Origin of the sequence: Thioalkalivibrio halophilus (assembly GCF_001995255.1) — a bacterium.
GTDB classification, from domain to species: domain Bacteria; phylum Pseudomonadota; class Gammaproteobacteria; order Ectothiorhodospirales; family Ectothiorhodospiraceae; genus Thioalkalivibrio; species Thioalkalivibrio halophilus.
This window is the reverse complement of record NZ_MUZR01000003.1, coordinates 52,370-77,236: the sequence shown is the minus strand read 5'-3', so window position 1 is coordinate 77,236 and position 24,867 is coordinate 52,370. Positions and strand designations below refer to the sequence as shown.

18 protein-coding genes and 1 pseudogene are annotated in these 24,867 nt (G+C 67.7%); 6 read left to right on the top strand and 13 right to left on the bottom strand.

The features are described 5' to 3' along the window. Window positions 1–71 precede the first annotated feature (71 nt). From rpsA to B1A74_RS01020, 11 genes and pseudogenes are all read right to left on the bottom strand, one after another. Window positions 72–1,742, bottom strand: coding sequence for a 30S ribosomal protein S1 (rpsA, locus tag B1A74_RS01070; RefSeq protein WP_018869437.1), 1,671 nt, complete (start codon window positions 1,740–1,742; stop codon window positions 72–74). Window positions 1,743–1,797: 55 nt separating this feature from the next. Continuing rightward, window positions 1,798–2,523, bottom strand: a complete 726-nt coding sequence (gene cmk, locus B1A74_RS01065; protein WP_077243519.1) for a (d)CMP kinase — start codon at window positions 2,521–2,523, stop codon at window positions 1,798–1,800. Continuing rightward, window positions 2,520–3,824 (bottom strand): 3-phosphoshikimate 1-carboxyvinyltransferase, encoded by a 1,305-nt coding sequence (aroA, locus tag B1A74_RS01060; protein ID WP_077243518.1) that lies wholly within the window; start codon window positions 3,822–3,824, stop codon window positions 2,520–2,522. The genes cmk and aroA overlap by 4 nt, the downstream gene beginning before the upstream one ends. Before the next feature lie 4 nt (window positions 3,825–3,828). After that, window positions 3,829–4,710 (bottom strand): prephenate dehydrogenase, encoded by an 882-nt coding sequence (locus B1A74_RS01055; RefSeq protein ID WP_018869440.1) that lies wholly within the window; start codon window positions 4,708–4,710, stop codon window positions 3,829–3,831. Further along, a complete protein-coding gene (gene hisC, locus B1A74_RS01050; protein ID WP_077243517.1) occupies window positions 4,707–5,858 on the bottom strand; it encodes a histidinol-phosphate transaminase in 1,152 nt (383 codons plus the stop codon). Before hisC ends, B1A74_RS01055 begins: the two co-directional genes overlap by 4 nt. A 9-nt stretch (window positions 5,859–5,867) precedes the next feature. Then, window positions 5,868–6,953, bottom strand: coding sequence for a prephenate dehydratase (pheA, locus tag B1A74_RS01045; RefSeq protein WP_077243516.1), 1,086 nt, complete (start codon window positions 6,951–6,953; stop codon window positions 5,868–5,870). Between the two features lie 3 nt (window positions 6,954–6,956). Then, window positions 6,957–8,120, bottom strand: coding sequence for a phosphoglycerate dehydrogenase (locus tag B1A74_RS01040; protein WP_018945975.1), 1,164 nt, complete (start codon window positions 8,118–8,120; stop codon window positions 6,957–6,959). Between the two features lie 13 nt (window positions 8,121–8,133). Next, on the bottom strand, window positions 8,134–9,216 hold the full coding sequence (gene serC, locus B1A74_RS01035; protein ID WP_018945974.1) for a 3-phosphoserine/phosphohydroxythreonine transaminase: 1,083 nt from the start codon (window positions 9,214–9,216) through the stop codon (window positions 8,134–8,136). Between the two features lie 121 nt (window positions 9,217–9,337). Continuing rightward, window positions 9,338–11,861: pseudogene (gyrA, locus tag B1A74_RS01030) on the bottom strand (DNA gyrase subunit A); the annotation flags it as partial. Between the two features lie 77 nt (window positions 11,862–11,938). After that, window positions 11,939–13,027: an S-methyl-5-thioribose-1-phosphate isomerase gene (gene mtnA / locus B1A74_RS01025; RefSeq protein ID WP_077243514.1), complete on the bottom strand. Its 1,089-nt coding sequence runs from the start codon at window positions 13,025–13,027 to the stop codon at window positions 11,939–11,941. Between the two features lie 42 nt (window positions 13,028–13,069). Next, a complete protein-coding gene (locus B1A74_RS01020; protein WP_077243513.1) occupies window positions 13,070–15,328 on the bottom strand; it encodes a ComEC/Rec2 family competence protein in 2,259 nt (752 codons plus the stop codon). Between the two features lie 95 nt (window positions 15,329–15,423). Between B1A74_RS01020 and B1A74_RS01015 the strand changes: the two genes are divergently transcribed. Further along, window positions 15,424–16,101, top strand: a complete 678-nt coding sequence (locus tag B1A74_RS01015; RefSeq protein ID WP_018945970.1) for a DUF2062 domain-containing protein — start codon at window positions 15,424–15,426, stop codon at window positions 16,099–16,101. Between the two features lie 12 nt (window positions 16,102–16,113). Here the strand turns inward: B1A74_RS01015 and B1A74_RS01010 are convergent, their stop codons facing one another. Beyond that, on the bottom strand, window positions 16,114–16,815 hold the full coding sequence (locus B1A74_RS01010) for an ABC transporter ATP-binding protein (protein ID WP_018945969.1): 702 nt from the start codon (window positions 16,813–16,815) through the stop codon (window positions 16,114–16,116). Next, a complete protein-coding gene (locus B1A74_RS01005) occupies window positions 16,808–18,058 on the bottom strand; it encodes a lipoprotein-releasing ABC transporter permease subunit (RefSeq protein ID WP_018945968.1) in 1,251 nt (416 codons plus the stop codon). The genes B1A74_RS01010 and B1A74_RS01005 overlap by 8 nt, the downstream gene beginning before the upstream one ends. Window positions 18,059–18,342: 284 nt before the next feature. Here B1A74_RS01005 and B1A74_RS01000 point away from each other — a divergent pair, with 284 nt between their 5' ends. Genes B1A74_RS01000 through B1A74_RS00980 form a run of 5 tightly spaced genes read left to right on the top strand, consistent with a single transcriptional unit; the run spans window position 18,343 to window position 24,846 of the window. Further along, window positions 18,343–18,624, top strand: coding sequence for a hypothetical protein (locus tag B1A74_RS01000; RefSeq protein WP_018945967.1), 282 nt, complete (start codon window positions 18,343–18,345; stop codon window positions 18,622–18,624). A 7-nt stretch (window positions 18,625–18,631) separates the two neighbouring features. Continuing rightward, window positions 18,632–19,711 carry an agmatine deiminase family protein gene (locus B1A74_RS00995; protein WP_077243512.1) on the top strand — a complete coding sequence of 360 codons (1,080 nt, stop codon included), beginning with the start codon at window positions 18,632–18,634 and terminating at the stop codon, window positions 19,709–19,711. Further along, a complete protein-coding gene (locus B1A74_RS00990) occupies window positions 19,708–20,628 on the top strand; it encodes a carbon-nitrogen hydrolase (protein WP_018945965.1) in 921 nt (306 codons plus the stop codon). The genes B1A74_RS00995 and B1A74_RS00990 overlap by 4 nt, the downstream gene beginning before the upstream one ends. Window positions 20,629–20,679: 51 nt before the next feature. After that, window positions 20,680–24,150 (top strand): transcription-repair coupling factor, encoded by a 3,471-nt coding sequence (gene mfd / locus B1A74_RS00985; RefSeq protein ID WP_077243511.1) that lies wholly within the window; start codon window positions 20,680–20,682, stop codon window positions 24,148–24,150. Then, on the top strand, window positions 24,151–24,846 hold the full coding sequence (locus B1A74_RS00980) for a CsiV family protein (RefSeq protein ID WP_018945963.1): 696 nt from the start codon (window positions 24,151–24,153) through the stop codon (window positions 24,844–24,846). It begins immediately after the preceding gene. The last annotated feature ends 21 nt before the right edge of the window (window positions 24,847–24,867 follow it).

The window sequence follows — 24,867 nt, the reverse complement described above, 5'->3', positions numbered from 1 at the left end:
AAAGGGGGAGGAAAGACAAAAAAAGGCCCGCACCCGCGATGGCGACGCGGATGCGGGCGGTGGAACGGGGCTTAGTCGTTCTTGCCCATCTGTTCCTTCAGCAGGTCGCCCAGCGAGGTGGTGGCGCCGCCGCCCTGCCCGTATTCGGACACGGCTTCGGCCTCCTCGGCACGATCCTTCGCCTTGATGGACAGGCTGATCGCACGGGTCTTCTTGTCCACACCCATGAACTTGGCCTCGACCTCGTCGCCCACGTTGAGCACCGTGCGCGCGTCTTCCACGCGGTCCTGGGAGATGTCGGCGGCGCGCAGGATCCCGTCGATGCCATCGGCCAGTTCGATCACGGCGGCCTTGGCGTCCACTTCCTTGACCGTACCCTTCACGATGCTGCCCTTGCTGTGTTCGGCCACGAAGTTGGCGAACGGGTCGCGGTCCAGCTGCTTCAGGCCCAGGGAGATGCGCTCGCGTTCCGGATCCACGGACAGGACCACGGCCTCGACCTCGTCACCCTTCTTGAAGTTGCGGATAGCCTCTTCGCCCGACTCGCTCCAGGAGAGATCCGACAGGTGGATCAGGCCGTCGATGCCGCCTTCCAGGCCCACGAACACGCCGAAATCGGTGATCGACTTGATCTGGCCACGGACCTTCTCGCCACGGTTGTGGTTGGCGGCGAAGTCGTCCCACGGGTTGGACTGGCACTGCTTCATGCCCAGCGAGATACGGCGACGCTCTTCGTCCAGGTCCAGGATCATCACCTCGACCTCGTCGCCAATGGCCACGACCTTGCCCGGGTTCACGTTCTTGTTGGTCCAGTCCATTTCGGAGACGTGCACCAGGCCTTCCACACCGTCTTCGATCTCGACGAAGCAGCCGTAGTCGGTGATGTTGGTGACCTTGCCGAAGATGCGGGTGCCGGTCGGGTAACGGCGGGTGATGTTCTCCCACGGATCCTCGCCCAGCTGCTTCAGGCCCAGCGAGACACGCATGCGCTCGCGATCGAACTTGAGCACCTTGACTTCGACTTCCTGGCCGATTTCAACGACATCGGACGGATGCTTGACGCGCTTCCAGGCCATGTCGGTGATGTGGAGCAGGCCGTCGATGCCGCCCAGATCCAGGAACGCACCGTAGTCGGTGAGGTTCTTGACGATACCCTTGACCTGCGCACCTTCCTGCAGGTTCTTGAGCAGTTCCTCGCGCTCGGCGCTGTATTCCTGCTCGACCACGGCGCGACGCGACACGACCACGTTGTTGCGACGGCGATCCAGCTTGATGAGCTTGAACTCCAGCTCCTTGCCTTCCAGATACGCGGTATCGCGCACCGGACGGACATCCACGAGTGAACCCGGCAGGAATGCACGGATGTCGCCCAGTTCGACGGTGTAGCCGCCCTTGACCTTGCCGGAGATCTTGCCGGTGACGTATTCCTCGTCTTCCATCGCCCGTTCGAGGCGATCCCAGGCCTTGGCACGCTTGGCCTTCTCGCGAGACATGCGGGTCTCGCCGAAGCCGTCTTCCGGGGTTTCCAGGGCAACTTCCACGACATCGCCCACGGCGACTTCGAGTTCCCCTTCGTCGTTCATGAACTGCTCGGTGGGGATGACTCCCTCGGACTTCAGGCCCGCGTTCACCACGACGACTTCCGGGTTCACCTCAATGACGGTGGCACTGAGGATGGCACCCGGCTGCATCTGGGTGTAGGCCATGCTCTCTTCGAGCAGTTGCGCGAAACTTTCACTCATGGATTTAAAAACCTGTTAAATTAAATGCGGTTACAGAAACTTCCTGAAACCGGTTTCAAGTGTTCTCGATCCCGCTGCCCGGGGTTTCGTCGGCAGGGGGGCGGTCTTCCGGGAGTACGTCCCGCAGGCGCTCCAGGATGAGATCGACCACGGCGACGATGTCCAGATCCGTGGTATCCAGGACCCAGGCATCCTCGGCCGGCTTGAGCGGCGCGACGCTGCGTTCGCGGTCGCGACGGTCGCGTTCTTCCATCTCTTCCCGAAGTTCTTCAAGGCTAGCACTAAGTCCTTGTTCCAGCAACTGCAGTTGGCGACGCCGCGCACGTTCCTCGGCACTGGCATCGAGAAAGATCTTCAGATCCGCTTCGGGGAACACGATGGTCCCCATGTCGCGCCCGTCGGCGACCAGGCCCGGCGGCACCGCGAAATCGCGCTGGCGCTGCAGCAGTGCCTCGCGTACGGCGGGAATGGCTGCTGCACGCGAGGCGTCGTTGCCCGCCTGCTCGGTGCGGAGCTCCTCGTCGACGGGGTCGCCTTCCAGCAGGGTCGTGACCCGTGTGGCATCGCGGTCGATTTCAAAGCGTACGTCCAGCGCCTGAGCCAGGTCGGGGACGGCCGCCGCGTCGTCCGGCTCCACACCCTGCCGGCGTGCGGCCAGGCCCACCAGGCGGTACAGCGCGCCGCTGTCGAGCAGGTGCCAGCCCATGGCCGCCGCGATGCGCATGCAGACGGTACCCTTGCCTGCGCCGCCGGGACCGTCGATGGTCAGTACCGGGGTCATTGGGCCTCCAGATGCAGTCCGGTCTGCCGCGCCAGGTCGGCGAAGTCGGGGAACGACGTCGCGACGTTGCGGCAATCGTGAATGGTGACGGGCGCGTCGGCGCGGAGTGCGGCCATGGCGAAGGCCATGGCGATGCGGTGATCTCCGTGGCTCTGGATCTCGCCACCCTGAAAACCGTCGCCCCCCTGAATGCGGATACCGTCCGGCCGAACCTCGCAGTCGACGCCGAGGGCCGCGAGGCCGTCGGCCATCACCTGGATGCGGTCGCTTTCCTTGACGCGCAATTCCTCGGCGCCGGTCAGCACGGTCTCGCCGTGGGCGCAGGCGGCGGCGATGAAGATGGCCGGGAATTCATCGATGGCCAGCGGCACCTGATCCTCCGGGATCTCGATCCCGCGCAGCTCGTGCGACAGCACCTCGATGTCGGCCACCGGTTCGCCACTGACCTCGCGCAGATCCAGCAGACGAATATCGGCGCCCATGCGGCGGAGGATCTCGATCACGCCGGTCCGGGTCGGATTGACCCCGACGTGGCGCAGGATCACGTGGGAACCCGGCGCGATCGACGCCCCGACCATGAAGAAGGCGGCCGAAGAGATGTCCGCGGGTACGTCCACGTCGCCACCGCGCAGGCGCCCGCCGCCGGCCACACAGGCCGTGGCCCCGTCACGTTCCACTTCGACGCCGAAACCTTCCAGCATGCGTTCGGTGTGATCGCGGGTTGGCGCGGGTTCGGTCACGCAGGTGCGGCCCTCGGCCCACAGGCCGGCAAGGAGCAGTGCGGACTTGACCTGGGCGGAGGCGACCTCGAGGGCGTATTCCGTGCCCTGCAGCGGCTGTCCGCCCCGCACCCGCAACGGCGGGGTGCCGCCTTCGGCGGTGTCGATCTGCGCGCCCATGCGCGTCAGCGGCTCGGTGACCCGGCGCATGGGCCGACGCGACAGGGAGGTGTCGCCGGTGAGCTCGCTGTCGAACGCCTGCCCGGCGAGCACACCGCACAAAAGTCGCATGGCGGTACCCGAATTGCCCATGTCCAGCGGACCCTCGGGCGCACGCAGGCCGTGCATCCCGACCCCCTCGATGATGACCTCGCCCGGCCCTTCGCGGCGGATGGGGACACCCATCGCGCGAAATGCTTCCAGGGTGGCGAGGCAGTCTTCCCCTTCGAGGAAGCCGGTCACGTGGGTGGTGCCTTCGGCCAGCGCCCCCAGCATGATCGCCCGATGCGAAATCGACTTGTCGCCGGCGACCCGCAGGGTCCCGCTGAGGACGCCGCCGGGTTGAACGGTCAGGGTATCCATCGGTTCAGGTATCCAGTTGAGCTCGGGCGGGATCACAGAAACGATCCCGCGTGGTCTTGGCGTGAGTGAATTCCTGCTCCAGGCGCTGCCCGTCGCCCTGCTCGATCGCCTGCCGCAGGGATTCGAGATCGGCCTGGTAACGTTCGATCACCTCCAGGATGGAGGGCCCGTTGGCAAGACAGATGTCGCGCCAGACGACCGGATCGCTGGAGGCAATGCGGGTGAAGTCGCGGAAACCGCCCGCCGCATAATGGAAGATCTCGTCGCGGTCGCTCATCTTCGACAGCGACGCCACCAGGGTAAAGGCCAGCACGTGCGGGAGGTGGCTGGTGGCTGCCAGCACGTGATCGTGATGCGCCGGCGTCATGAATTCGACCCGCGCGCCGGCGGTCTGCCACATCGCAGTCACGCGGTTGGTCGCCATTACGCTGGTGGCGTCGGCCGGCGTCAGGATCACCAGCCGTTCGCGGAACAGTTCGGGAAAGGCGGCCGCCACCCCGCTCTGCTCGGTGCCGGCGATCGGATGCCCGGGGACGAACTGCCGCGGAACCTCGCCGAACCCCCGCGCCAGGGCCTCCAGCACCGCCTGTTTGCTGCTGCCCACGTCGGTCAGCGGCGCATCCTCCGGCCAGATCCCGGCGAGCGATGCCGCCAGCCCTTCCATGGCCCCCAGGGGTACGGCCAGCACGCCCATGTCGGCCCCCCGGGCGGCCTCGGCCGGATCGGTGGTCCATTCGTCGATCACGCCGAGGCGTTCGGCCTCGCGCAGATTGTCCGGATTGCGCGAACAGCCCACGACCGTCCCCACCTCCCCGGCCTCGCGCAGCGCCAGGGCCAGCGAACCGCCGATGAGGCCGACTCCGAAAATGACCAGCCGGTCGATCATGCAAGGGCCTCGCGCAGGGCGGCCAGGAATCGTTCGTTATCCTCCGCGGTCGAGACCGTGACGCGCAGATGCCCGGGCAGCCCGTAGTTTTCCACCGGCCGGGCAATGACCCCACGCCGCTGCAGGCGGTCATGTACCGCGTTGACGTCGGTGCCGGTGTCGAAGGTAATGAAATTGCCGACCGAGGGGATGACCCGCAGGCCCATGGCCCGGAGTTCGCGCCCCAGCTGCACCAGGCCTTCCCGGTTGACCGCCACCGAGTGCCGGATGTGGTCGCTGTCCTCGAGCGCGGCCAGACCGGCCGCCTGAGCGACCGCGTTCACGTTGAACGGCTGACGCACGCGGTTGAGCATGTCGGCCACCGGCGCCGAACTCACGGCATAGCCCAGGCGCAGCCCCGCCAGCCCCTGGATCTTGGAAAAAGTCCGGGTGACGACCACGTTGGGATAGCGGTCCAGCCAGCGTGTGGCGTCCGGATAACCGTCTTCTTCCACGTATTCGGCATACGCCTCGTCGATCACGACGATGGTCTGCGGCGGCATCGCCGCCACGAAGGCCTCCAGCGCCTGCGCATCCAGCCAGGTACCGGTCGGGTTGTTCGGGTTCGCCACGAACACCACCGCGGTGTCGTCATCCACCCGGGCCCGCATCGCATCCAGATCGTGCCCGAACGGCTGGCGGGCATCGTCCGCCGACACGGCCGGGACCACGCGGGCCTCGGCCCCGGTGGCCTGCGTCACCAGCGGATACACCGCGAAGGCATGGGCGGAAAACACCGACGCCCGCCCCGGCGCCAGCCAGGTCCGCGCGATCAGTTCCAGCACCTCGTTGGACCCGTTGCCCAGGGTAATCTGCGCCGGATCCACGCCGTGCCGGGCGGCCAGGGCCGCCTTCAGCTCGAACCCGTTACCGTCGGGGTAGACATGGGCTTCGCCCAGCACGCCCCGGGCGGCCTTCACGGCGCGCGGCGACGGCCCCAGCGGGTTTTCGTTGGAAGCGAGCTTGACCGCCTCGCTGATGCCCAGCTCGCGTTCCAGCTCGGACACCGGTTTGCCCGGCTGATACGGCTGCAGTCCCTGCACGCCGGACACGGCCCGGGCGGCCGGACCCGGCCCGGGGGCTGCGGATTCGGAAGGATTCGTTGCCATGGATGCCTCTCAGGTTGCGGCCCGGGGATAACTGCCCAGGATCTTCACCGTGTCGGCGGTCTCCCTCAGCTGTTCCAGGCACCCGGCGATTTCCGGGTCCTCCTGGTGTCCCAGCAGGTCGAGGAAGAACACGTAGGTCCACTGCGCACAGCGCGAGGGACGGGATTCGATGCGCGTAAGGCTGATGCCGGCCTCGGCGATCGGCTTCAGCAACGCGTACAGCGAGCCCGGCCGGTTGGCCGTGCTCAGCATGATCGACGTACGGTCCGCGCCGCTGGGACGGGTGGTGGCCGTGCCGATGATCAGGAACCGGGTGGTGTTGTCGGCGCGGTCCTCCACGTGCTCCACCTGCACCGGAACCCCGTAGTGCTCCGCCGCCACGCGCGACGCAATCGCCGCCGCGGACCCATCCCCGGCCGCCAGTTCCGCCGCGCGGGCGTTGCTGGCCACCGCATGGCGCTCGGCGTGCGGCAGCCAGGTATCCAGCCACTCCCGGCACTGCGCCAGGGCCTGGGCGTGGGCCAGTACCTGGCGGACCTCGCCGAGACCGGCACTTTGCGACAGCAGGTGATGGTGGATCGGCGTCACGACCTCGCCGCAGATCTGCAGCGACGAGTCCATGAAGCAGTCCACCGTATGCGTGACCACGCCCTCGGAACTGTTCTCGATCGGAACCACGCCGAACTGCGCCCGCCCGGTTTCCACCGCGCCGAACACGGCGTCGATGGACGCCAGCGGCGTGGTCGTGACCGCATGGCCGAAATGCTTGCGCGCGGCCAGGTGGGTGAAGGTCCCCTCCGGCCCCAGATAGGCCACCGTCAGCGGATGCTCCAGGGCCAGACATTCGGACATGATCTCCCGGAACAGCCGGACGATCACGTCATCCGCCAGCGGCCCCGGATTCTCCTCCCGCACCCGACGCAGGATCTCGGCTTCGCGTTCCGGCCGGTAGAACACCGGCTCCTCGCCGTTGTCGCGCTTGACCCGCGCGACCGATTCCGCGCAGCGGGCCCGCTCGCTGAGCAGGGCAAGCAACTCGCCGTCGATCGCATCGATCCGCGCGCGCAGCGATGCGAGGGACTCCCCTTCGCTCACGACCTAGAGCACCCGCGCCCGCAGTACACCGTCGATGCGATAGAGCGCATCCAGCGTGGTCGGACTGGGATGTCCGTCCACGTCCAGCATGGTGTAGGCGATGTCGCCACGCGAGTCGTTCATCAGATGCAGGATATTGATGTCCGATTCACCGATGACGTGCGAGATCTGCGCTACACGGTCCGGCAGGTTGCGGTTGATTACGGCGATGCGCGCCTGCCCCTTCCGCTCCAGTACCAGGGTTGGCAGGTTCACCGAATTGACGACGTTGCCGTTCTCGAGATAGTCCCGCATCTGGTCGGCGATCATCACCGCGCAGTTTTCTTCCGACTCGGTGGTCGACGCCCCCAGGTGCGGCAGAGTGATCACCCGCGGGTGATCCAGCAGGCCGGGGACCGGGAAATCGGTCACGTAGGCGTGCAGGTGGCCCTCGTTGAGGGCCTCGCCGGCCGCGGCGTCGTCGACGATCCCGTCGCGGGCCATGTTCAGCACCATCGCGCCGGGGTTCATCGAACGGATGCGCTCGGCATTGACCAGGTTCTGCGTGTTTTCGGTCAGGGGTACGTGAACCGTGACCGCATCCGCCCCTTCCAGCGCCGCATCCACCGAACGCGCGCGCTCGATGTCCGATGCCATCTGCCAGGCGCTCTCCACGGTGATCTTGGGGTCGAAGCCCACGACCTCCATCCCCATGGACCGGGCGGCGTTCGCCACCTTGACCCCGATCGCCCCCAGGCCGAGCACGGCCAGCCGCCGCCCCGGGAGTTCGAAGCCACTAAAGCGCTTTTTGCCCTGTTCTACTGCGGCCGTGAACCCTGAATCATCGGGATCCAGGGACTGCACATAACCGGCGGCCGGCACCAGATTCCGCGCTCCGAGAAGCAGCCCCGCGATCACCAGCTCCTTGACCGCGTTGGCGTTGGCCCCGGGGGCATTGAAGACCGCGACGCCGCGCTCGGTGAGATCCTGCACCGGGATGTTGTTCACCCCGCTGCCGGCGCGCCCCACGGCCAGCACCGAATCCGGGATGGTCTCCCCGTGCAGGTCATGCGAGCGCAGCATGATCGCATCCGGGTCTTCCAGACCGGAGGCGACTTCGTAGGTTTCGCGCGGGAAGCGTTCCAGCCCCCGCAGCGCAATGTTGTTGTAGGTCTTGACGCGGTACATCACGACCTCCTTTTCAGGCGTGGCGTTCCTCGAAATCCGCCATGAATTCGATCAGGGCGTCGACGGCCTCTTCAGGCACTGCGTTGTAGATGCTCGCGCGCATGCCGCCCACCGAGCGGTGGCCCTTCAGCGAGGACAGACCAGCCGCGTCGGCTTCCTTCAGGAACGGACCGTCGAGGCTGTCGTCGGCGAGGATGAACGGCACGTTCATCCACGAACGCGCACTGGGCTCCACCGGGTTGCGATAAAACGCCGAGTTGTCGATGAAACGATAGAGCTTGTCCGCCTTGCGCTGGTTGATCTCGGCCATCTTTTCCAGCCCGCCCTGCTCCAGCAGCCATTCGAAGACCAGGCCGGCGAAATACCAGCCGAAGGTCGGCGGGGTGTTGTACATGGAGTCGTTGTCGGCCTGCAGCTTCCAGTCCAGGACGGCGGGTACCTGGCCCTTCTCGCGTTCCAGCAGGTCCTTGCGCACGATCACCACGGTCACGCCGGCCGGACCAATGTTCTTCTGGGCGCCGGCGTAAATCACGCCGAACTTCGAGACATCGATCGGACGCGACAGGATGGTGGAGGACATGTCCGCCACCAGCGGCTTGTCGCCCACGTCGGGCACCTCGTGGAATTCCACGCCGCCGATGGTCTCGTTCGGCGTGTAGTGCACGTAGGCGGCGTTCGGATCGAGTTTCCAGGTCGAACGCTCGGGGATGGACGCATAGCCCTCGGCCTGGGAACTGGCGACGATGTTCACCGGCCCCACCTTCTGCGCTTCCTTGATCGCCTTTCCGGACCAGGCCCCGGTATCGATGTAGTCCATCGGCTGGCCACCCGGCTGCAGGTTCATCGGGATCGCGGAAAACTGCCCGGTCGCCCCGCCCTGCAGGAACAGCACCGCGTAGTCGTCGGGGATGCCCATCAGCTTGCGCAGATCGGCTTCCGCCTTTTCAGCGACTTCCATGAAGGGTTTGCCGCGATGACTCATCTCCATCACCGACATCCCGGTACCGTGGAAGTCCAGCATCTCGTCGCGTGCCCGTTCCAGCACCGCCTGCGGCAGGGCCGCGGGGCCGGCGCTGAAGTTCCAGATTCGGCTCATTCTTCATCTCCCTTTTCGCTGGGTTCGCGGCCGCCCTGCGGCTCGTCCTCGTGCGTTTCCGGGGCGGCCGACTGTTGATTCTCCGTGTCGGCTTCCGCGTCAGTGTCGTCCTCGTCGCCGGCGAAGCGCGCCACCCGTGCCAGTTCCACCAGCTGTTCGCCGGAATCCAGACGGATCAGGCGTACGCCCTGGGTGTTGCGGCCGATCAGCGGAATCTCTTCCACCGGCATGCGTACCAGCGTGCCGCCATTGGTGATCAGCATCGCCTCGTCGTCTTCCTGCACCCGGGCGGCCCCCACCAGGGCGCCGTTGCGCCCTTCGGTCTGGATCGCGATCACGCCCTGGCCGCCGCGCCGGTGAACCGGGAACTCGTCGAAGCGGGTGCGCTTGCCGTAGCCGTTCTCGGTGGCAAACAGCGCCGCGCCTTCGTCCACGTTGAGCAGTGCGATCACCCGCTGGTCGTCGTCCATGCGCACGCCGCGCACCCCGCAGGCCGTGCGACCCATGGCGCGCACGTCGGTCTCGGAGAAGCGCACCGCCTTGCCCGCGGTGGTCACCAGCATCACGTCCTGGCTGCCGTCGGTCAGCGACACGTCCACCAGGTGGTCGCCCTCGCGCAGATCCACGGCGATGATGCCGCTGGCGCGCCGCCGCGAGAAGTCCGTCAGCGGCGTCTTCTTGACCGTGCCCTGGGCGGTGACCATGAACACGTAATGATCCGGATCGTAGCTGCGCACCGGGAGGATCGCATTGATGCGCTCGTCGGATTCGAGAGGCAACAGATTGACGATGGGCTTGCCCCTGGATGCGCGTGAGCCCTGTGGCAGCTCGTAGACCTTCAGCCAGTACACCCGGCCGCGGCTGGAGAAACACAGCACCGTATCGTGCGTATTGGCCACCAGCAGGCGGTCGATGAAGTCCTCTTCCTTGAAGCTGGCCGCCGCCTTGCCGCGTCCGCCGCGGCGCTGTGCGCGGTAGTCCGCCACCGGCTGGTACTTCACGTAACCGGTGTGCGACAGCGTAACGACCACGTCCTCCTCGCCGATCAGGTCCTCCAGCGTCAGGTTGGCCTGCTGCTCGCGGATCTCGCTCATGCGCTCGTCGCCGAAGCGCTCGGCCACGCCCAGCAGCTCGCCCCGGATCTCCTGCTGCAGGCGTTCGGGCGAGCCGAGAATGTCCAGCAGGTCCTCGATGGTATCCAGCAGCTGGCGATATTCGTCGACGATCTTGTCCTGTTCCAGCCCGGTCAGGCGGTGCAGGCGCAGGTCGAGGATCGCCTGGGCCTGGGTCTCGGACAGGCGGTAGCCGTCCTCGCCCATGCCGAATTCGGCTTCCAGGTCTTCCGGGCGCGAGGCCGCGGCCCCGGCGCGGTCGAGCATCCCCTCCACCATGCCCGGCGGCCAGCTGCGCGCCAGCAGTCCGGCCTTCGCCTCGGCCGGATTGGGTGCGTTGCGGATCAGTTCGATCACCGGATCGATGTTGGCCAGCGCGATCGCCAGCCCTTCCAGTACATGGGCCCGCTCCCGTGCCTTGCGCAGGTCGTAGATGGTGCGGCGGGTCACCACCTCGCGGCGGTGGCGCAGGAACGCCTCGAGGATCTGCCGCAGGTTCAGCACCTTCGGCTGGCCGTCGACCAGCGCCACCAGGTTGATGCCGAACACGTTCTGCATCTGGGTGTGCATGTACAGATGGTTGAGCACCACCTCGCTCATCTCGCCGCGCTTGAGCTCGATGACCAGGCGCATGCCGTCCTTGTCGGACTCGTCGCGCAGCTCGGAGATGCCCTCGATGCGCTTTTCCTTGACCAGCTCGGCGATCTTCTCGGTCAGGCGCGCCTTGTTCACCTGGTACGGCAGCTCGGTGACCACGATGGCCTCGCGCTGCCCGCCTTCCAGCGGCTCCACGTGCGAACGCGCACGGATCACCGCCCGACCGCGCCCGGTGCGGTAGGCCTCGCGGATCCCCTCGAGGCCGTTGATGATCCCGGCAGTGGGGAAATCCGGGCCCGGCAGGTACTGCATCAGGCCGTCGATGTCGATCTCGGGGTGGTCGATCAGCGCTACGCAGGCATTGATGACCTCGCGCAGGTTGTGCGGCGGGATGTTGGTGGCCATGCCCACGGCGATCCCGGAGGAGCCGTTGACCAGCAGATTCGGGAATTTTGCCGGCAGGACCGAAGGTTCCTGTTCCGAACCGTCGTAGTTGTCGACAAAATCGACGGTTTCCTTGTCGATGTCGGCCAGCAGCTCGGTTGCGATCCGCGCCATGCGTACTTCGGTGTAACGCATCGCGGCCGGCGAGTCGCCGTCGATGGAACCGAAGTTGCCCTGCCCGTCGGCCAGCATGTAGCGCATCGAGAACGACTGCGCCATGCGGACGATGGCGTCGTATACGGCCGAGTCGCCGTGCGGGTGGTATTTACCGATCACGTCACCGACCACGCGGGCCGATTTCTTGTACGGTTTGTTCCAGTCGTTGCCCAGCTCGCGCATGGCGTAGAGCACACGACGATGGACGGGCTTGAGGCCGTCGCGCACATCGGGGAGCGCGCGTCCCACAATCACGCTCATCGCGTAATCGAGGTAGGACTGCTGCATCTCGTCTTCGAGATTGACCGGGAAGATTTCCTTGGCGAATTCAGCCATTGATGGGTCACGCCGTCCGTTAGAACAAGCCCGCGATCATACCATATTCCCCCGCCGGAGGAGCCCTGCCGGGGCGGTCAGGTTCCCTCGTGAACGCCTCGCGGTTCGGGGGTATCTCCGGGGTGCGGCCGCCACGCCGCCAGCCGTTCGGCGTCGGGGTTTTCGATCACTCCCCGCTCGGTCACGATGGCGTCGATCAGCCCGGCGGGGGTGACATCGAATGCCGGGTTGTAGGCGGCAGCCCCGGCGGCTGCCAGGGGCTGGCCCGCGAGCGTCAGTACTTCTCCGGCATCGCGCTGTTCGATCGGGATGGCATCGCCGGCGGGGGTTGCATAATCGATGGTGGCGACCGGGGCGGCGACCATGAAACGCACGCCGTGCGCGCGCGCCAGCAATGCCAGCCCGTAAGTGCCGATCTTGTTGGCGGTGTCGCCATTGGCCGCAATGCGATCCGCCCCCACCACCACGCAGCCGACCTCCCCGCTCTGCAGCAGCCGCGCCGCGGCGCCTTCGCACAGCAGGGTCACCGGAATCCCGTCATGCACCAGCTCCCAGGCCGTCAGCCGGCTGCCCTGCATCCAGGGACGGGTCTCGTCGGCGTAGACCCCGGTGATGCGCCCCTGGTCCCAGGCGGCGCGAATCACTCCCAGCGCGGTCCCGTAGCCCCCGGTCGCCAGAGAGCCGGTGTTGCAATGGGTCAGCACGGCGCGGCCCGGTTCGATCAGCGCGGCGCCATGGGCGCCGAGCTCGCGATTGCCGGCGATGTCGGCTTCCAGCATCGCCATGGCTGTCTCGCGCGTCGCGGTCAGCGCGGCCCGGGCGCTTCCGGCGGCCGCCACCACCGCCTGCATCCGGTCCAGCGCCCAGAACAGGTTCACGGCGGTGGGCCGCGCCGCCCGCAGGGTCGCGATGTCGGCGCCCACGCGCTCGCGCCAGTCCGTGGCCTGCAGTGCCTGATGGCAGGCCAGCACCACGCCGAACGCCGCGGTGATGCCGATCGCGGGAGCCCCGCGTACCACCATTTCGCGGATCGCGTCTGCCACCGCCGGGGCATCATCCAGGGGCAGGAAGGTTTCCTGCGCGGGCAGACGGCGCTGGTCCAGAAGCCACAGACGGTCGTCGGCAAAGCGGACGGGGCGAATCGTATCGGAGACAAAATCGTTCATCCGCCCAGTTTATCGTGGACTGACATGGATTGCCTCGGCCGTTCAGGGGTGCGGCCGTTGCCAGAACCGGCGACGTTCGTTCCGCCAACCCGCTCCCGGCTCCCAGGCGGTTCCGGCCCGCAGGCGCAGGGCCCCGTCCGTGGACGTGGCACGCAGGCCGCCAGCGCCCGACCCGACGGGCCCGTCGGGCATCGTGCCGGCTACCCAGCGGGTGGGTGCCCGCACCCCGGCCCGCCCCTCTCCGTCGTCGACGGCCTTCGCGGGTTCGGCGGTCACCAGCAGGCGTGCCTGCAGGTCCTCGTCGGGCGTTTCGTGGCCCAGCACCGCCGCACCGAGTCCGCGCAGCCCGCCGGTCAGCAACAATGCGCCACCGGCGGTCTCGATCCGCAGCACGCAACTGGCGGCGCGCGAGGCGTCCCAGCCGCGTGGTGGATGCAGGACGCGAAACACCACCCCGTCCCGTTGCCACTGCTGCCCGGCCCGGCAGGCCCGATAGACCGGACCGGACTCGCGGATCCGTCGGGGGGGTCGCTCGTCGCGGTGCAGCACCCGCTCCACCTTCACGGCCGCGGTCAGTGCCTGCAGTGCGGCGGCGCGCGACCCGCTGTCGTCAAGCCGCCCGTCGGCCACGATGACCCGGTCGATTCGGTTTCGCTGGCGTGCCCGCAGGGCAGGCAGCAAGGCCGATTCCACGTCGCGGGCACGCCCCGGGCCGTAGACCACCACGTGGTTGCGGGTCTCCAGCAGGACCACCGCCTCGCGCCCGGTATCCAGCAATTCCGCCCGCAGCTCGCCGTGGGACAGGTCCGGGCGCAGGGGTAAACCCAGCGGCAGGGCCGCCAGCAGCACCCAGGGGGCCATCCGGCGACGTCCGGGCAGGAGCAGAAAGATCACCGCCAGGCCGGCGAGCAGGGCCGCCGCAAGCGGAACGCCCCGTTCGGCCACCGCGGCCGGCAGGTCGGCCAGGGCCTGCAGCAGCGTGACCAGCAGCCCCAGCACCGCATCGCCGAGCCACAACGGCGGGCCGCCCAGGGGCGGCCACAGCATGGCCAGTCCGGCCCCTGTCAGCAGTGCCGGGAGTACCACAAAGGAGATCAACGGGACGGCCACGATGTTGGCCAGCGGCGCGATCCACGATCCCAGCTGGAACCATGCCAGCGCCAGCGGCAGCATGGCGAGCGCCAGCAGCACCTGGATCGCCATGGCTTCGCGCAGCCCGGGGCGAGCGCGGCGCCCCTGAAGCAGGCCGAGGATCACCGCCACGGCACCAAACGAGAACCAGAAGCCCGGCGCCAGTACGCCGGGCGGGTCACGGATCAGGATGATGAGCGCTGCGAGCACCAGCGCCCGCCACGGGGTCCCGCCCCGCCCCAGCAGCAACGCGGCCAGCACCGCCAGCAGCATCAGCAGAGCGCGCTGGGTGGGGATACTGAAACCCGCCAGCGCCGCATATCCCAGCGCGGCCAGGGCCGCCGCGGTGGCCGCCAGCACGCGGCGGGGCCAGCGTTCCCGTACGCCGGCCACATGACGCCAGAGCAGCGTGGCCAGCAGGGCCGCGAACCCCGCCACAAGGCCCACGTGCAACCCCGAGATCGCCATCAGGTGATTGGTGCCGGTCTGCAGGAAGGCAGTCCATTCGGCATCCGTCATGCCGCTGCGCTCGCCGATCACCAGCGCCTGCACCAGTCCCGGGTGGCGCAGTTCCGGAGCGGCGGCCTGCAGGCGGTCCCGGAGCGTGGCGCGCTGTCGGTGCAGGGCTCCGCGCAGGGCCCCCGGGGCCGTGTCATCGACCGCATGACGCAGGTCAGCGGCCGAGACGTTCAGGCGACCATGGAGGCCTGCGCGATAGAACCACGCCTCACGGTCGAAGCCGGCACGATTGGCACGGCCCTGCGGTGGATACAGGCGCCCCTTCAGGCGCAGCACGTCCCCGGCCTCAACATCCGCCCGCGGGGGATAGACCGAGACCTCCAGCCGGCGCGGTGGGTCGCCGTGCGTCGCCAGATGGAATCGCGAGCTGCGTTCGCCGTGGCGCGGCAGGTCCACGACCCGGCCACTCAGCGTGGCCTCCGGTTCGGCTTGCGTCACCACCCGGTCCAGCCAGGTCGTGGCATGAACGGTCCCCAGCAGCAGCCCTGCGAGGGTCCCCGCCAGGATCGCGGGCAGTGCCGCCGGATGGCGCGTTACCATGGAGGCGACGAGAGTGGTGGCGAGCGCCGCGAAGATCCACGGTGGCGGCAGGGCCGGCAGTTGGTGCACCAGCCACAGAGCGGCCACAAAACCCGCTGCGAAGGGAATCATGCCTGCCCCGGCATTGTCCGCGGGGCATCCACGGGGTAGGGTCCGCCTGCCCCAGGCGGTGACGCGCAAGGCCGGCAGGAGTCGAACCCGAGACCATGGCCCGACACATCATCAAGAAGCTGTTCCCCGGCATGGACCGCCTGCGGGGACACCGTGCGCTGGCCCCGCTGGGGCCCCGCCTGCGCTCGCCGGATCTGTGGCATCTCAACCGCCGCTCCGTGGCCGGTGCTTTTGCCGTGGGGCTGTTCGTGGCCTTCCTGCCACTCCCGATGCAGATGCTGATCGCGGGTGCGATCGCCATTCTGGCCCGGGTCAACCTGCCCATCTCGGTCATCCTGGTGTGGATTTCCAACCCGGTGACCATGCCCCCCATGTTGTATACGGCCTATACCGTGGGCCGCAAGCTCCTGGGCGAAGAACCGCGCCAATTCAGCACCGAGATCACCTGGGAATGGTTCGCCACCGAGATGCTGACGGTGTGGAAGCCGTTGATGACCGGGTCACTGGTACTGGGCGTGGCGGCAGGACTGGCCGGCTATCTGCTGGTGCGGGGTCTGTGGCGCCTGAACGTGATCCAGCGCGTGCGCCATCGGCGGTACCTCGCACGCCAGCGGCGCGAGCGCGAGGCCGAGCTGCGCGAGGTCTTCTCCCGCAGCCCGGTCGATCCGGAAGCGCCGCGGGAATCACGCGAGACGAAGGCCGTCGAACGGCAAGCGGACTCGCAGGCTTCCGGCACGCGTTCCGGCGACGACGACCGTTCGCGCCCGCATTGATCAGTGTTTCCCTCAGTCGCCGTTACCCTGCAGGTGGCCCTTGACCAGGTGAACCGAACGGTCCATCTGCGCGGCCAGCGTGGTGTCGTGGGTGACCAGGGCCAGCGCCGTGCCCGTGGCGCGGTTCATCTCCCGCAGCAGAGCGAAGACGTGCTGTGCCCGTTCCTGGTCGAGGTTGCCGGTTGGCTCGTCCGCGAGGATCGCCGAGGGGCGTGTCACCAGCGCGCGGGCAATGGCAACGCGCTGCCGCTCGCCACCGGAAAGCTCCGCGGGCTTGTGCTCCGCACGATCACCCAGCTCCACCTGTTCCAGCCAGTGCAGCGCCTCGCGGCGTGCCTGCGGCCCCGGGGTCCGGCGGATCAGCAGCGGCATGGCGACATTTTCGGCCGCCGTCAGCTCGGGCAGGAGATGGTGGAACTGGTACACGAAGCCCAGATGCCGGTTGCGCAGGCGCCCGCGCCGGGCCTCGCTCATCCCGGACCAGGGCGTGCCCAGCAGCCGGACTTCGCCGGCGGTCGGACGGTCCAGGCCGCCGAGCAGATGCAGGAGCGTGCTCTTGCCGCTGCCGGAGGCGCCGATGATCGCGACCAGCGCGCCGGGCTCCAGGGTGAAATCCACCCCGCCGAGCACGGTCACGTCCAGCTTGCCGTCGCGAAAGCGGCGTTCCAGACCCCGCGCCTCCAGTACCGTTGCATGCACGTCGTGATCAGTCATGGCGCAGCGCCTCCGCCGGCTGAGTCCGTGCCGCGCGCCAGGCCGGGAACAGGGTCGCCAGCACGGTCAGCAGGAACGCCACCCCGCCCACGCGCAGCACATCCGCCGGATCCAGTTCCGATGGCAAATCGCTGATGTAATAGACATCGGCGGACAGGAATTCGACCCCGGTCACCTGTTCGATGAACGGCACCACCACGTCGATGTTGAGCGCCAGCGCAACACCCGCCGCCGTCCCCAGAAGGATCCCGAACAGACCGATCACCATCCCCTGGACCACGAATACCGCCATGATGCCGGAGGGCGGCATCCCGAGGGTGCGCAGGATCGCGATATCGCCCTGTTTGTCGGTGACCAGCATGATCAACGTGGACACGATGTTGAAGGCCGCCACGGCGACGATCAGCGACAGGATGATGAACATCACCATCTTCTCGATCTGGATCGCCCGGAACAGATTCGCATGCTGCCGGGTCCAGTCGGAGATGAAATAGGCGCCGTTGAGTTCGCGCGTCAGGTCCTGAGCGATCCGGCCCGCCTGCATCATGTCGTCCACGCGCAGGCGCAGCCCGGAGACATCCTCGCCGGTGCGGAACACCGCGCGGGCGTCGTCCAGATGAATGAAGGCCGTACCCCGGTCGTATTCATACATGCCGACCTCGAATAGCCCGACCACCTCGAAGCGCCGCATGCGCGGCATTACCCCGGCGGGAGACACGCTCGCCTGCGGGGCCATCAGGATCAGCGATTCACCCACCCGCACCTGCAGTTCCGCGGCCAGTTCGCGGCCCAGAATGATGCGGTAGGCGCCGCCTTCGAGCTGTTCCAGCGCACCCTCCTCCATGTGCTCGCCAATCGGTGCCACTTCCAGTTCCAGTGCCGGATCCACTCCCCGGATCATGCCGCCGGAAATCCGGTTGCGTGCGCTCAGCATGGCCTCGCGCTGAACGTAGGGGGCCGCGGCCAGCACGCGTTCGTCGACGGCGAGCACGCGTTCCTTCACGCTTTCCCAGTCCGCCAGGGCCCGTCGGCTCTCCTCCAGCGTGGCGTGCGACGCCATGCCGAGGATCCGCTCGCGCAGCTCCTTCTCGAAGCCGTTCATCACCGACAGCACCGTGATCAGCGCCATCACGCCCAGGATCAGGCCAAGGATCGAGACCACGGAGATGAACGAAATAAAATGATTGCGACGTTTGGCGCGCGTATAGCGCAGGCCGATCGCAACGGACAGGGGTCGGAACATCCCGCAAGCATGCCAGAACTGCGAACGTCCGCCCATCCCCCGAAGAAACACCGATCGATGTACACGCTCTGGCCGGCACCCCGGGTTTTCCGAGACAAGGCGCGGTACGCAGCCGGTAGTGGTTCTACCGGCAAGGGCCGCAACGCGGATGCACAAAATCCCATATTCCCCTACTATAAGTGCGAGCCAGCCCGGTCCGACCCCGGGACCCACATCCAGACGGAGACATGGCCATGCCAGGGAAACGCGTTGCCTCCCGATCCCCGATCCACCGTGCGACCGGAGTGCTTGCCGCCCTCCTTCTCGCCGGCGGCGCGGGGCTTGCCGGAACCGCCCAGGCCGACATCCTGCGGCTCGAGGACGGTTCGTTCACCATCAAGGAACGCGAGAGCGTGCCAACTCGCGGGCAGACCAAGGAAACGGTACGCGGCCGTTACGGCGAGCCGGCAACCCGGCATCCGACCGTGGGCGAGCCACCGATCACCCGCTGGGACTACGGCCGCTTTTCGGTGGTGTTCGAGGATCGCTGGGTGATCCACACCATCGTGCACGGCAACGACGACTGACGCCGCCTTGGAAACCGGACACGAAAATATCCGCCGGCTGCCGGCGGAATGGGAGCCGCATGCGGGTATTCAGCTGACCTGGCCGCATGCGGACAGCGACTGGGCCGACAGCCTGGAAGAGGTCGAGCCGGTGTTCGCCCGGCTTGCGGCCGCCATCAGCCAGTACGAACCGGTCCTGATCGTGGCCCGTGATCCCGAACACATCGAGTCTTTTTCCGGGCTGCTGGTGGAAGCCGGTATCCGCAGCGACCGTCTGTGGTTCGCGCTCGCCGACTCCAACGACACCTGGGCGCGCGATTACGGCCCGATCACGGTGTATCACCAGGGTCGGCCACATCTGCTGGATTTCACCTTCAATGGCTGGGGCGGCAAATATCCGGCCGACCGGGACGATGCGATCACCGCCGCCCTCGCCGCGCAGGGGGTCTTCGGCACCAGCCCGGTGGAGGACGTCCCCCTGGTGCTGGAGGGGGGCAGCATCGAGAGTGACGGTCAGGACACCCTTCTGGTGACCCGCTCCTGCCTGCGCCACGCCGGCCGCAATCCGGAACTCGACGATGCAACCATCGAGGCCGCGTTGCGCCAGCACCTGGGCGCCCGGCGGATCCTCTGGCTGGAACACGGCCACCTGGAAGGCGATGACACCGATGGCCACATCGACACCCTGGCGCGCTTCTGCGCCCCGGACACCATCGCCTACCAGCACTGCGACGACCCCGACGACCCGCACTACGCGGAACTGGCGGCGATGGAGCGTCAGCTCGAGGTACTGCATCAGGCCTCGGGCGAGCCCTACCGCCTGATCCCTCTGCCCTGGCCGCGGCCCCTGGAGCATGCCGGCCGGCGCCTGCCGGCCACCTACGCCAATTTCGTCCTGCTCAACGGTGCGGTGCTGGTGCCGGCGCACGATGATCCGGCCGATGCCGTGGCCCGCGAACGTCTGGCCGAGGCCTTTCCCGGACGCGACGTCCTGCTGCTGGACGCCCGTGCGGTACTGCGTCAGGGTGGCAGTCTGCACTGTCTGACCATGCATTATCCGCGGGGCGCCCTCGGCATCCCGGAGGAAGACGAAGCCGCCAACGCATGACCGCCGCACCCCGTCCCGATCGCCGGGCGCCCCTGCAGGCCGCACTGGTCCAGCATCGCGATGCCGGCAGCGTCGACGCCAACCTGCAGGTTACCGAGGACGCGGTGGCCGAGGCCGCGGCCGGTGGCGCACGGCTGGTCGTGCTGGCCGAGCTGCACACCGGCCCCTACTTCTGCCAGACCGAGGACGCCGCGACCTTTGATCGCGCCGAGCCGATCCCCGGCCCCTCCACCCGCCGCCTCGGCGAGATCGCCCGGCGCCACGGCGTGGTGCTGGTGGGGTCGCTGTTCGAGCGCCGCGCACCCGGCCTCTACCACAACACCGCGGTGGTGCTGGAAAGCGACGGGCGCCTGGTGGGCACGTACCGCAAGATGCACATCCCCGACGATCCGGGCTATTACGAGAAGTTCTATTTCACCCCCGGAGATACCGGCTTCAGGCCGATCGATACTTCCGTGGGCCGGCTGGGCGTGCTCGTCTGCTGGGACCAGTGGTACCCCGAAGCCGCCCGGATCACGGCCCTGTCCGGAGCCGAGGTACTGATCTATCCCACCGCCATTGGCTGGGATCCGGAGGATCCCCCGGACGAACGCGAACGCCAGCGCGAAGCCTGGATCACGGTTCAGCGCGGGCACGCGGTGGCCAACGGTCTGCCGCTCGTCGCGTGCAATCGCACCGGGCACGAACGCGACCCGTCGGGCGCGTCTGCCGGCGCCCATTTCTGGGGCAGCAGCTTTGTGGCCGGCCCGCAGGGCGAATTCCTCGCCCGCGCCGGCGAGCACGCGCCCGAGGTCCTGGCGTTTACCCTGGACATCGCCCGCGTCGACACCGTCCGGCGCATGTGGCCGTTCCTGCGGGACCGGCGCATCGACGCCTACGACCCCATCCTGAAGCGCTACATCGACCCGGAATCGTAAGCGCGGAATCCGTATAATGCCGCGTCCGCCATTCCGAAAGCTTCACACCGCATGTCCGAAGAACTGCGCAACCCCCTGAATCCCGGCCGCCTTCCCCGCTCCGGGTTCGAGACCTGGACCGGCCTGGGCCCCAGTGCCAGCACGCTGGCACTGGGGCAGGCAGTGCAGGATTTCCCTCATCCGCTACTGGTCATCACCGAGTCCAACGAGGCCGCGGACCAGTGGGAAGAGGAATGGTCGTTCTTTACCGCGGGGCGGGATATCCCTCTGCTGCGCCTGCCGGACTGGGAGACCCTGCCGTTCGATGTGTTCTCGCCCCACGAGGACATCATCTCCGAGCGGCTGCGCACCCTGTACCGTCTGCCGGGTCTGGAGCGCGGCATCATCCTGATGCCGGTCGCCACCCTGATGCAGCGCCTGCCCCCGCGCCAGTGGCTGGCGGAACAGGGCATCGCGCTGCGCAAGGGTCAGCGTCTCGACCGCATGCAGCTGCGCGAGGACCTGGTTCAGGCGGGCTACAACCCGGTACAGCAGGTGATCAGCCACGGCGAATTCGCGGTACGCGGGGAGATCCTGGATCTGTTCCCGATGGGCGCGGAACAGCCGGTGCGCATCGAGTTCCTCGACGACGAGATCGACTCGCTGCGCCATTTCGACCCGGAATCCCAGCGCTCCACCGAGACCACCGAGCGCCTCGAGATCCTGCCCAGCCACGAATTTCCGCTGCATGAAGAGGCGATCCGGGAATTTCGCAGCCGCTACCGCACCCGTTTCGAAGGTGATCCCGGCAGCCACCCGATCTATCGCGACATCTCGGAAGGACTTGTGCCGCCGGGCATCGAATCCTATCTGCCGCTGTTCTTCGAAGCGCTGGATACGGTGTTCGACTACTGCCCGCAGGCCCGCGTGGTGCAGGTGGGCGACATCGCCACAGCGGCCGGACAGTTCGCCGACGAGGTCTTCCAGCGCTATGACCAGCTGCGTCATCAGGTGGACCGGCCCCTGCTCCCTCCGGACGAGCTGTATCTCAACCCCGAGGCGCTGGCCGGAGCACTGGGGGACACGTCCGGGCTCGCCCTGGGAGCCAACCCCGCTCCCCTGCCCGCCGGGCGCGGGCGCGAGGTGAGATTCCAGTGCGAGGATCACCCCGACATGGCCCTGGAACCCGCCCGCGACGACCCGGCGCGGCGGCTGCAGGACGTGCTCTCCGGAGGCCCGCGTGTGCTGGTGACCACCGAGTCCGCCGGACGCCGCGAGGCCCTGCTGACCCTGCTGCGGGATCACGGCCTGGACCATCATGCGGTGGCTGGCTGGGAGGACTTCCTCGCGAGCGAACCGGGGCTGCACGTGACCGTCGGTACACTGGCGGCAGGATTCCGGCTGCCGGATGACCGTATCGTGGTCCCCGAATCCGCCCTGATGGGCGAGCGCGCACGCCAGACCCGGCGGCGGGCGCGCCCTACCCGCGACGCGGACGCGGTGATCCAGAACCTCTCCGACCTGACCATTGGCGCCCCGGTGGTGCACGAGGAACAGGGCGTGGGCCGTTATCTGGGCCTGCAGACCATGGAGATCAACGGCCAGCCCTCCGAATTCCTCACCCTCGAGTATGCCGATGGCGCGCGCCTGTACGTGCCGGTCTCCTCGCTGCACCTGATCAGCCGTTACGCCGGGGCCGATGCCGAACACGCCCCGCTGCACCGCCTCGGCAGCGAGCAATGGAGCAAGGCCCGGCGCAAGGCTGCGGAGAAGGCGCGTGACGTGGCCGCGGAGCTGCTGGATATCCATGCCCGCCGGGCCGCAACGCAGGGCACGGTGTTCGAGACCGAGACCCCCGAATATCACGCCTTCGCCGCCGGCTTCCCGTTCGAGGAGACCCTCGACCAGCAGCAGGCGATCGATGCGGTGCTGTCCGACATGGCTGCGGATCAACCGATGGACCGGGTGATCTGCGGCGACGTGGGCTTCGGCAAGACCGAAGTGGCGATGCGTGCCGCCTTCGTCGCGGTGCAGAACCACAAGCAGGTGGTGGTGCTGGTGCCCACCACTCTGCTCGCGCAGCAGCATCACCAGAACTTTATCGACCGCTTCGCCGACTGGCCGGTGCAGATCGAATCGCTGTCGCGGTTCCGCTCGGCCAAACAGCAGGAAGCCGTGCTCGAGGGCCTGCGCGAAGGGAAGGTCGACATCGTGATCGGCACTCACAAGCTGCTGCAGAAGGATCTGAAGATCGAGAACCTCGGGCTGGTGATCGTCGACGAGGAACAGCGCTTCGGCGTGCGCCACAAGGAGGCCCTGAAGAAGCTGCGCGCGCAGGTGGACATGCTGACCATGACCGCCACGCCGATACCGCGCACGCTCAACATGGCGCTGGCCGGCCTGCGCGACCTGTCGGTCATCACCACCCCGCCGCGCGAGCGCCTGGCGGTGAAGACCTTCGTCAACGAATGGAACGACGCGGTCATCCAGGAGGCCTGCCTGCGCGAGATCCGGCGCGGCGGACAGGTGTACTTCGTGCACAACGAGGTCAACACCATCGACAAGACCGCCGCGCAGGTGCGCGAACTGCTGCCCGGCGCGCGGGTCGGCGTGGCGCATGGCCAGATGCGCGAGAGCGAGCTGGAACAGGTGATGCTCGATTTCTATCACCGTCGCTACAACATCCTGGTCTGCTCCACCATCATCGAGACCGGGATCGACGTGCCCACCGCCAACACCATCGTGATGAACCGCGCCGACAAGCTGGGTCTGGCGCAGATGCACCAGCTGCGCGGCCGCGTCGGCCGCTCGCATCATCGCGCCTACGCCTATCTCCTGACCCCGCCGTGGAAGAGCCTCACCGCGGACGCGAAGAAGCGTCTGGAGGCGATCGCCTCGCTGGAGGACCTGGGGGTCGGCTTCACCCTCGCCTCGCACGACCTGGAGATCCGCGGCGCCGGGGAGCTGCTGGGCGACGAACAGAGCGGGCAGATCACCGAGGTCGGTTTCAACATGTACAACGACCTCCTCAACCGCGCGGTGAACGCCCTGCGCTCCGGCAAGATGCCCGAGCTGGAGGCCCCCGAGCCCGCCGGCACCGAGGTCGAGCTGGGAATGCCGGCGCTGCTGCCGGACGAATACGTCCCCGACGTGCATACCCGGCTGATCCTGTACAAACGGATCAGCAACGCCGATTCCGAGGAAGCCCTGCGCGATCTGGAAGTGGAGCTGGTCGACCGATTCGGCCTGCTCCCGGACCCGGCGCGCACCCTGTTCGCGGCGGCGCGCCTGCGCCTGCGGCTGACCCCTCTGGGCATCCGCAAGCTGGAGATGGGGCCGGCCGGCGGTCGCCTGGTCTTTGGAACGGATCCCGATCTGGACATCGGCGCCCTGGTGGAACTGGTGCAGTCGGACCCGCAGGGGTATCGTCTGGACGGACAGAAGGCCTTCCACTTCCATGGCAGCATGGAGACGCTGGAAGCCCGAACCGAGGCGGTTCACCGCCTGTTGAACACCATCAGCCGCAACCAGGAGGCGGCCTGAATGTCACGCAAACATCGCGAGTCCCCGTCGACCGACGTCCGGTCCGGTCCGCACAGCCCCGGTCGGCGCCGGCTGCTGGGCGCGCTGGTGGCCCTGCCCTGGCTGGTGCCCGCCGCTCCGGCGCTGGCCCAGGTCGGGCGTGAGTACCGCATCGAGCTGGTGATCTTCCAGCACCTGACCGAAGAAAGCCGCCGGTTGCTGGAAACGACGGGGGCCGCGTTGCAGCCGTCTCCCGGCTCCGGCCCGATCGGCGAAGGGACCTACCGGCGTTCGCGCCGGGGCTTCGACCTCGGCCATGTGGTCCGGCGCATCGAGGACGATCGCGACAGCCGCCTGATTGCAACCCTCGCGTGGGACCAGCGCGGCCGGGACCATGCCTCCACGCCGTGGCTGACGGTAAGTGAGGGACGCTCGCTCGACCGCCGCACGCCGCTGTACGACGATCGTGGTCCGGTCTCACCGATCCTGCAGGAACCGGCAGAGGAACGTCACGAACTGGAAGGCCGCCTGCGGGTCTGGGTCGGTCGTTTCCTGCATCTGGAGACCGACCTGATCTTCCATGACGCGACCGCCGGGGATACCGCCATTGCCGTCCGGGGGCATCAGCGGATGAACTCGGGCGACGACCTGTTCTATCTTGATCACCCGGTCGTCGGCATGATCGCGCGCGTCACGCGCATCGACACCAGCGACTGAGGCGCGCGCCCGCCGGACATG

Bases quoted from the DNA above. Each gene is read 5' to 3' on its own strand.
- B1A74_RS01005 (WP_018945968.1), bottom strand. From the start codon at position 18,058: ATGTTCCGACCCCTGTCCGTTGCGATCGGCCTGCGCTATACGCGCGCC.
- cmk (WP_077243519.1), bottom strand. From the start codon at position 2,523: ATGACCCCGGTACTGACCATCGACGGTCCCGGCGGCGCAGGCAAGGGT.
- hisC (WP_077243517.1), bottom strand. From the start codon at position 5,858: ATGGCAACGAATCCTTCCGAATCCGCAGCCCCCGGGCCGGGTCCGGCC.
- B1A74_RS01055 (WP_018869440.1), bottom strand. From the start codon at position 4,710: ATGATCGACCGGCTGGTCATTTTCGGAGTCGGCCTCATCGGCGGTTCG.
- B1A74_RS01040 (WP_018945975.1), bottom strand. From the start codon at position 8,120: ATGTACCGCGTCAAGACCTACAACAACATTGCGCTGCGGGGGCTGGAA.
- mtnA (WP_077243514.1), bottom strand. From the start codon at position 13,027: ATGAACGATTTTGTCTCCGATACGATTCGCCCCGTCCGCTTTGCCGAC.
- aroA (WP_077243518.1), bottom strand. From the start codon at position 3,824: ATGGATACCCTGACCGTTCAACCCGGCGGCGTCCTCAGCGGGACCCTG.
- B1A74_RS00980 (WP_018945963.1), top strand. From the start codon at position 24,151: ATGTCACGCAAACATCGCGAGTCCCCGTCGACCGACGTCCGGTCCGGT.
- mfd (WP_077243511.1), top strand. From the start codon at position 20,680: ATGTCCGAAGAACTGCGCAACCCCCTGAATCCCGGCCGCCTTCCCCGC.
- B1A74_RS01015 (WP_018945970.1), top strand. From the start codon at position 15,424: ATGGCCCGACACATCATCAAGAAGCTGTTCCCCGGCATGGACCGCCTG.
- B1A74_RS01010 (WP_018945969.1), bottom strand. From the start codon at position 16,815: ATGACTGATCACGACGTGCATGCAACGGTACTGGAGGCGCGGGGTCTG.
- B1A74_RS00990 (WP_018945965.1), top strand. From the start codon at position 19,708: ATGACCGCCGCACCCCGTCCCGATCGCCGGGCGCCCCTGCAGGCCGCA.
- rpsA (WP_018869437.1), bottom strand. From the start codon at position 1,742: ATGAGTGAAAGTTTCGCGCAACTGCTCGAAGAGAGCATGGCCTACACC.
- B1A74_RS01020 (WP_077243513.1), bottom strand. From the start codon at position 15,328: ATGATTCCCTTCGCAGCGGGTTTTGTGGCCGCTCTGTGGCTGGTGCAC.
- serC (WP_018945974.1), bottom strand. From the start codon at position 9,216: ATGAGCCGAATCTGGAACTTCAGCGCCGGCCCCGCGGCCCTGCCGCAG.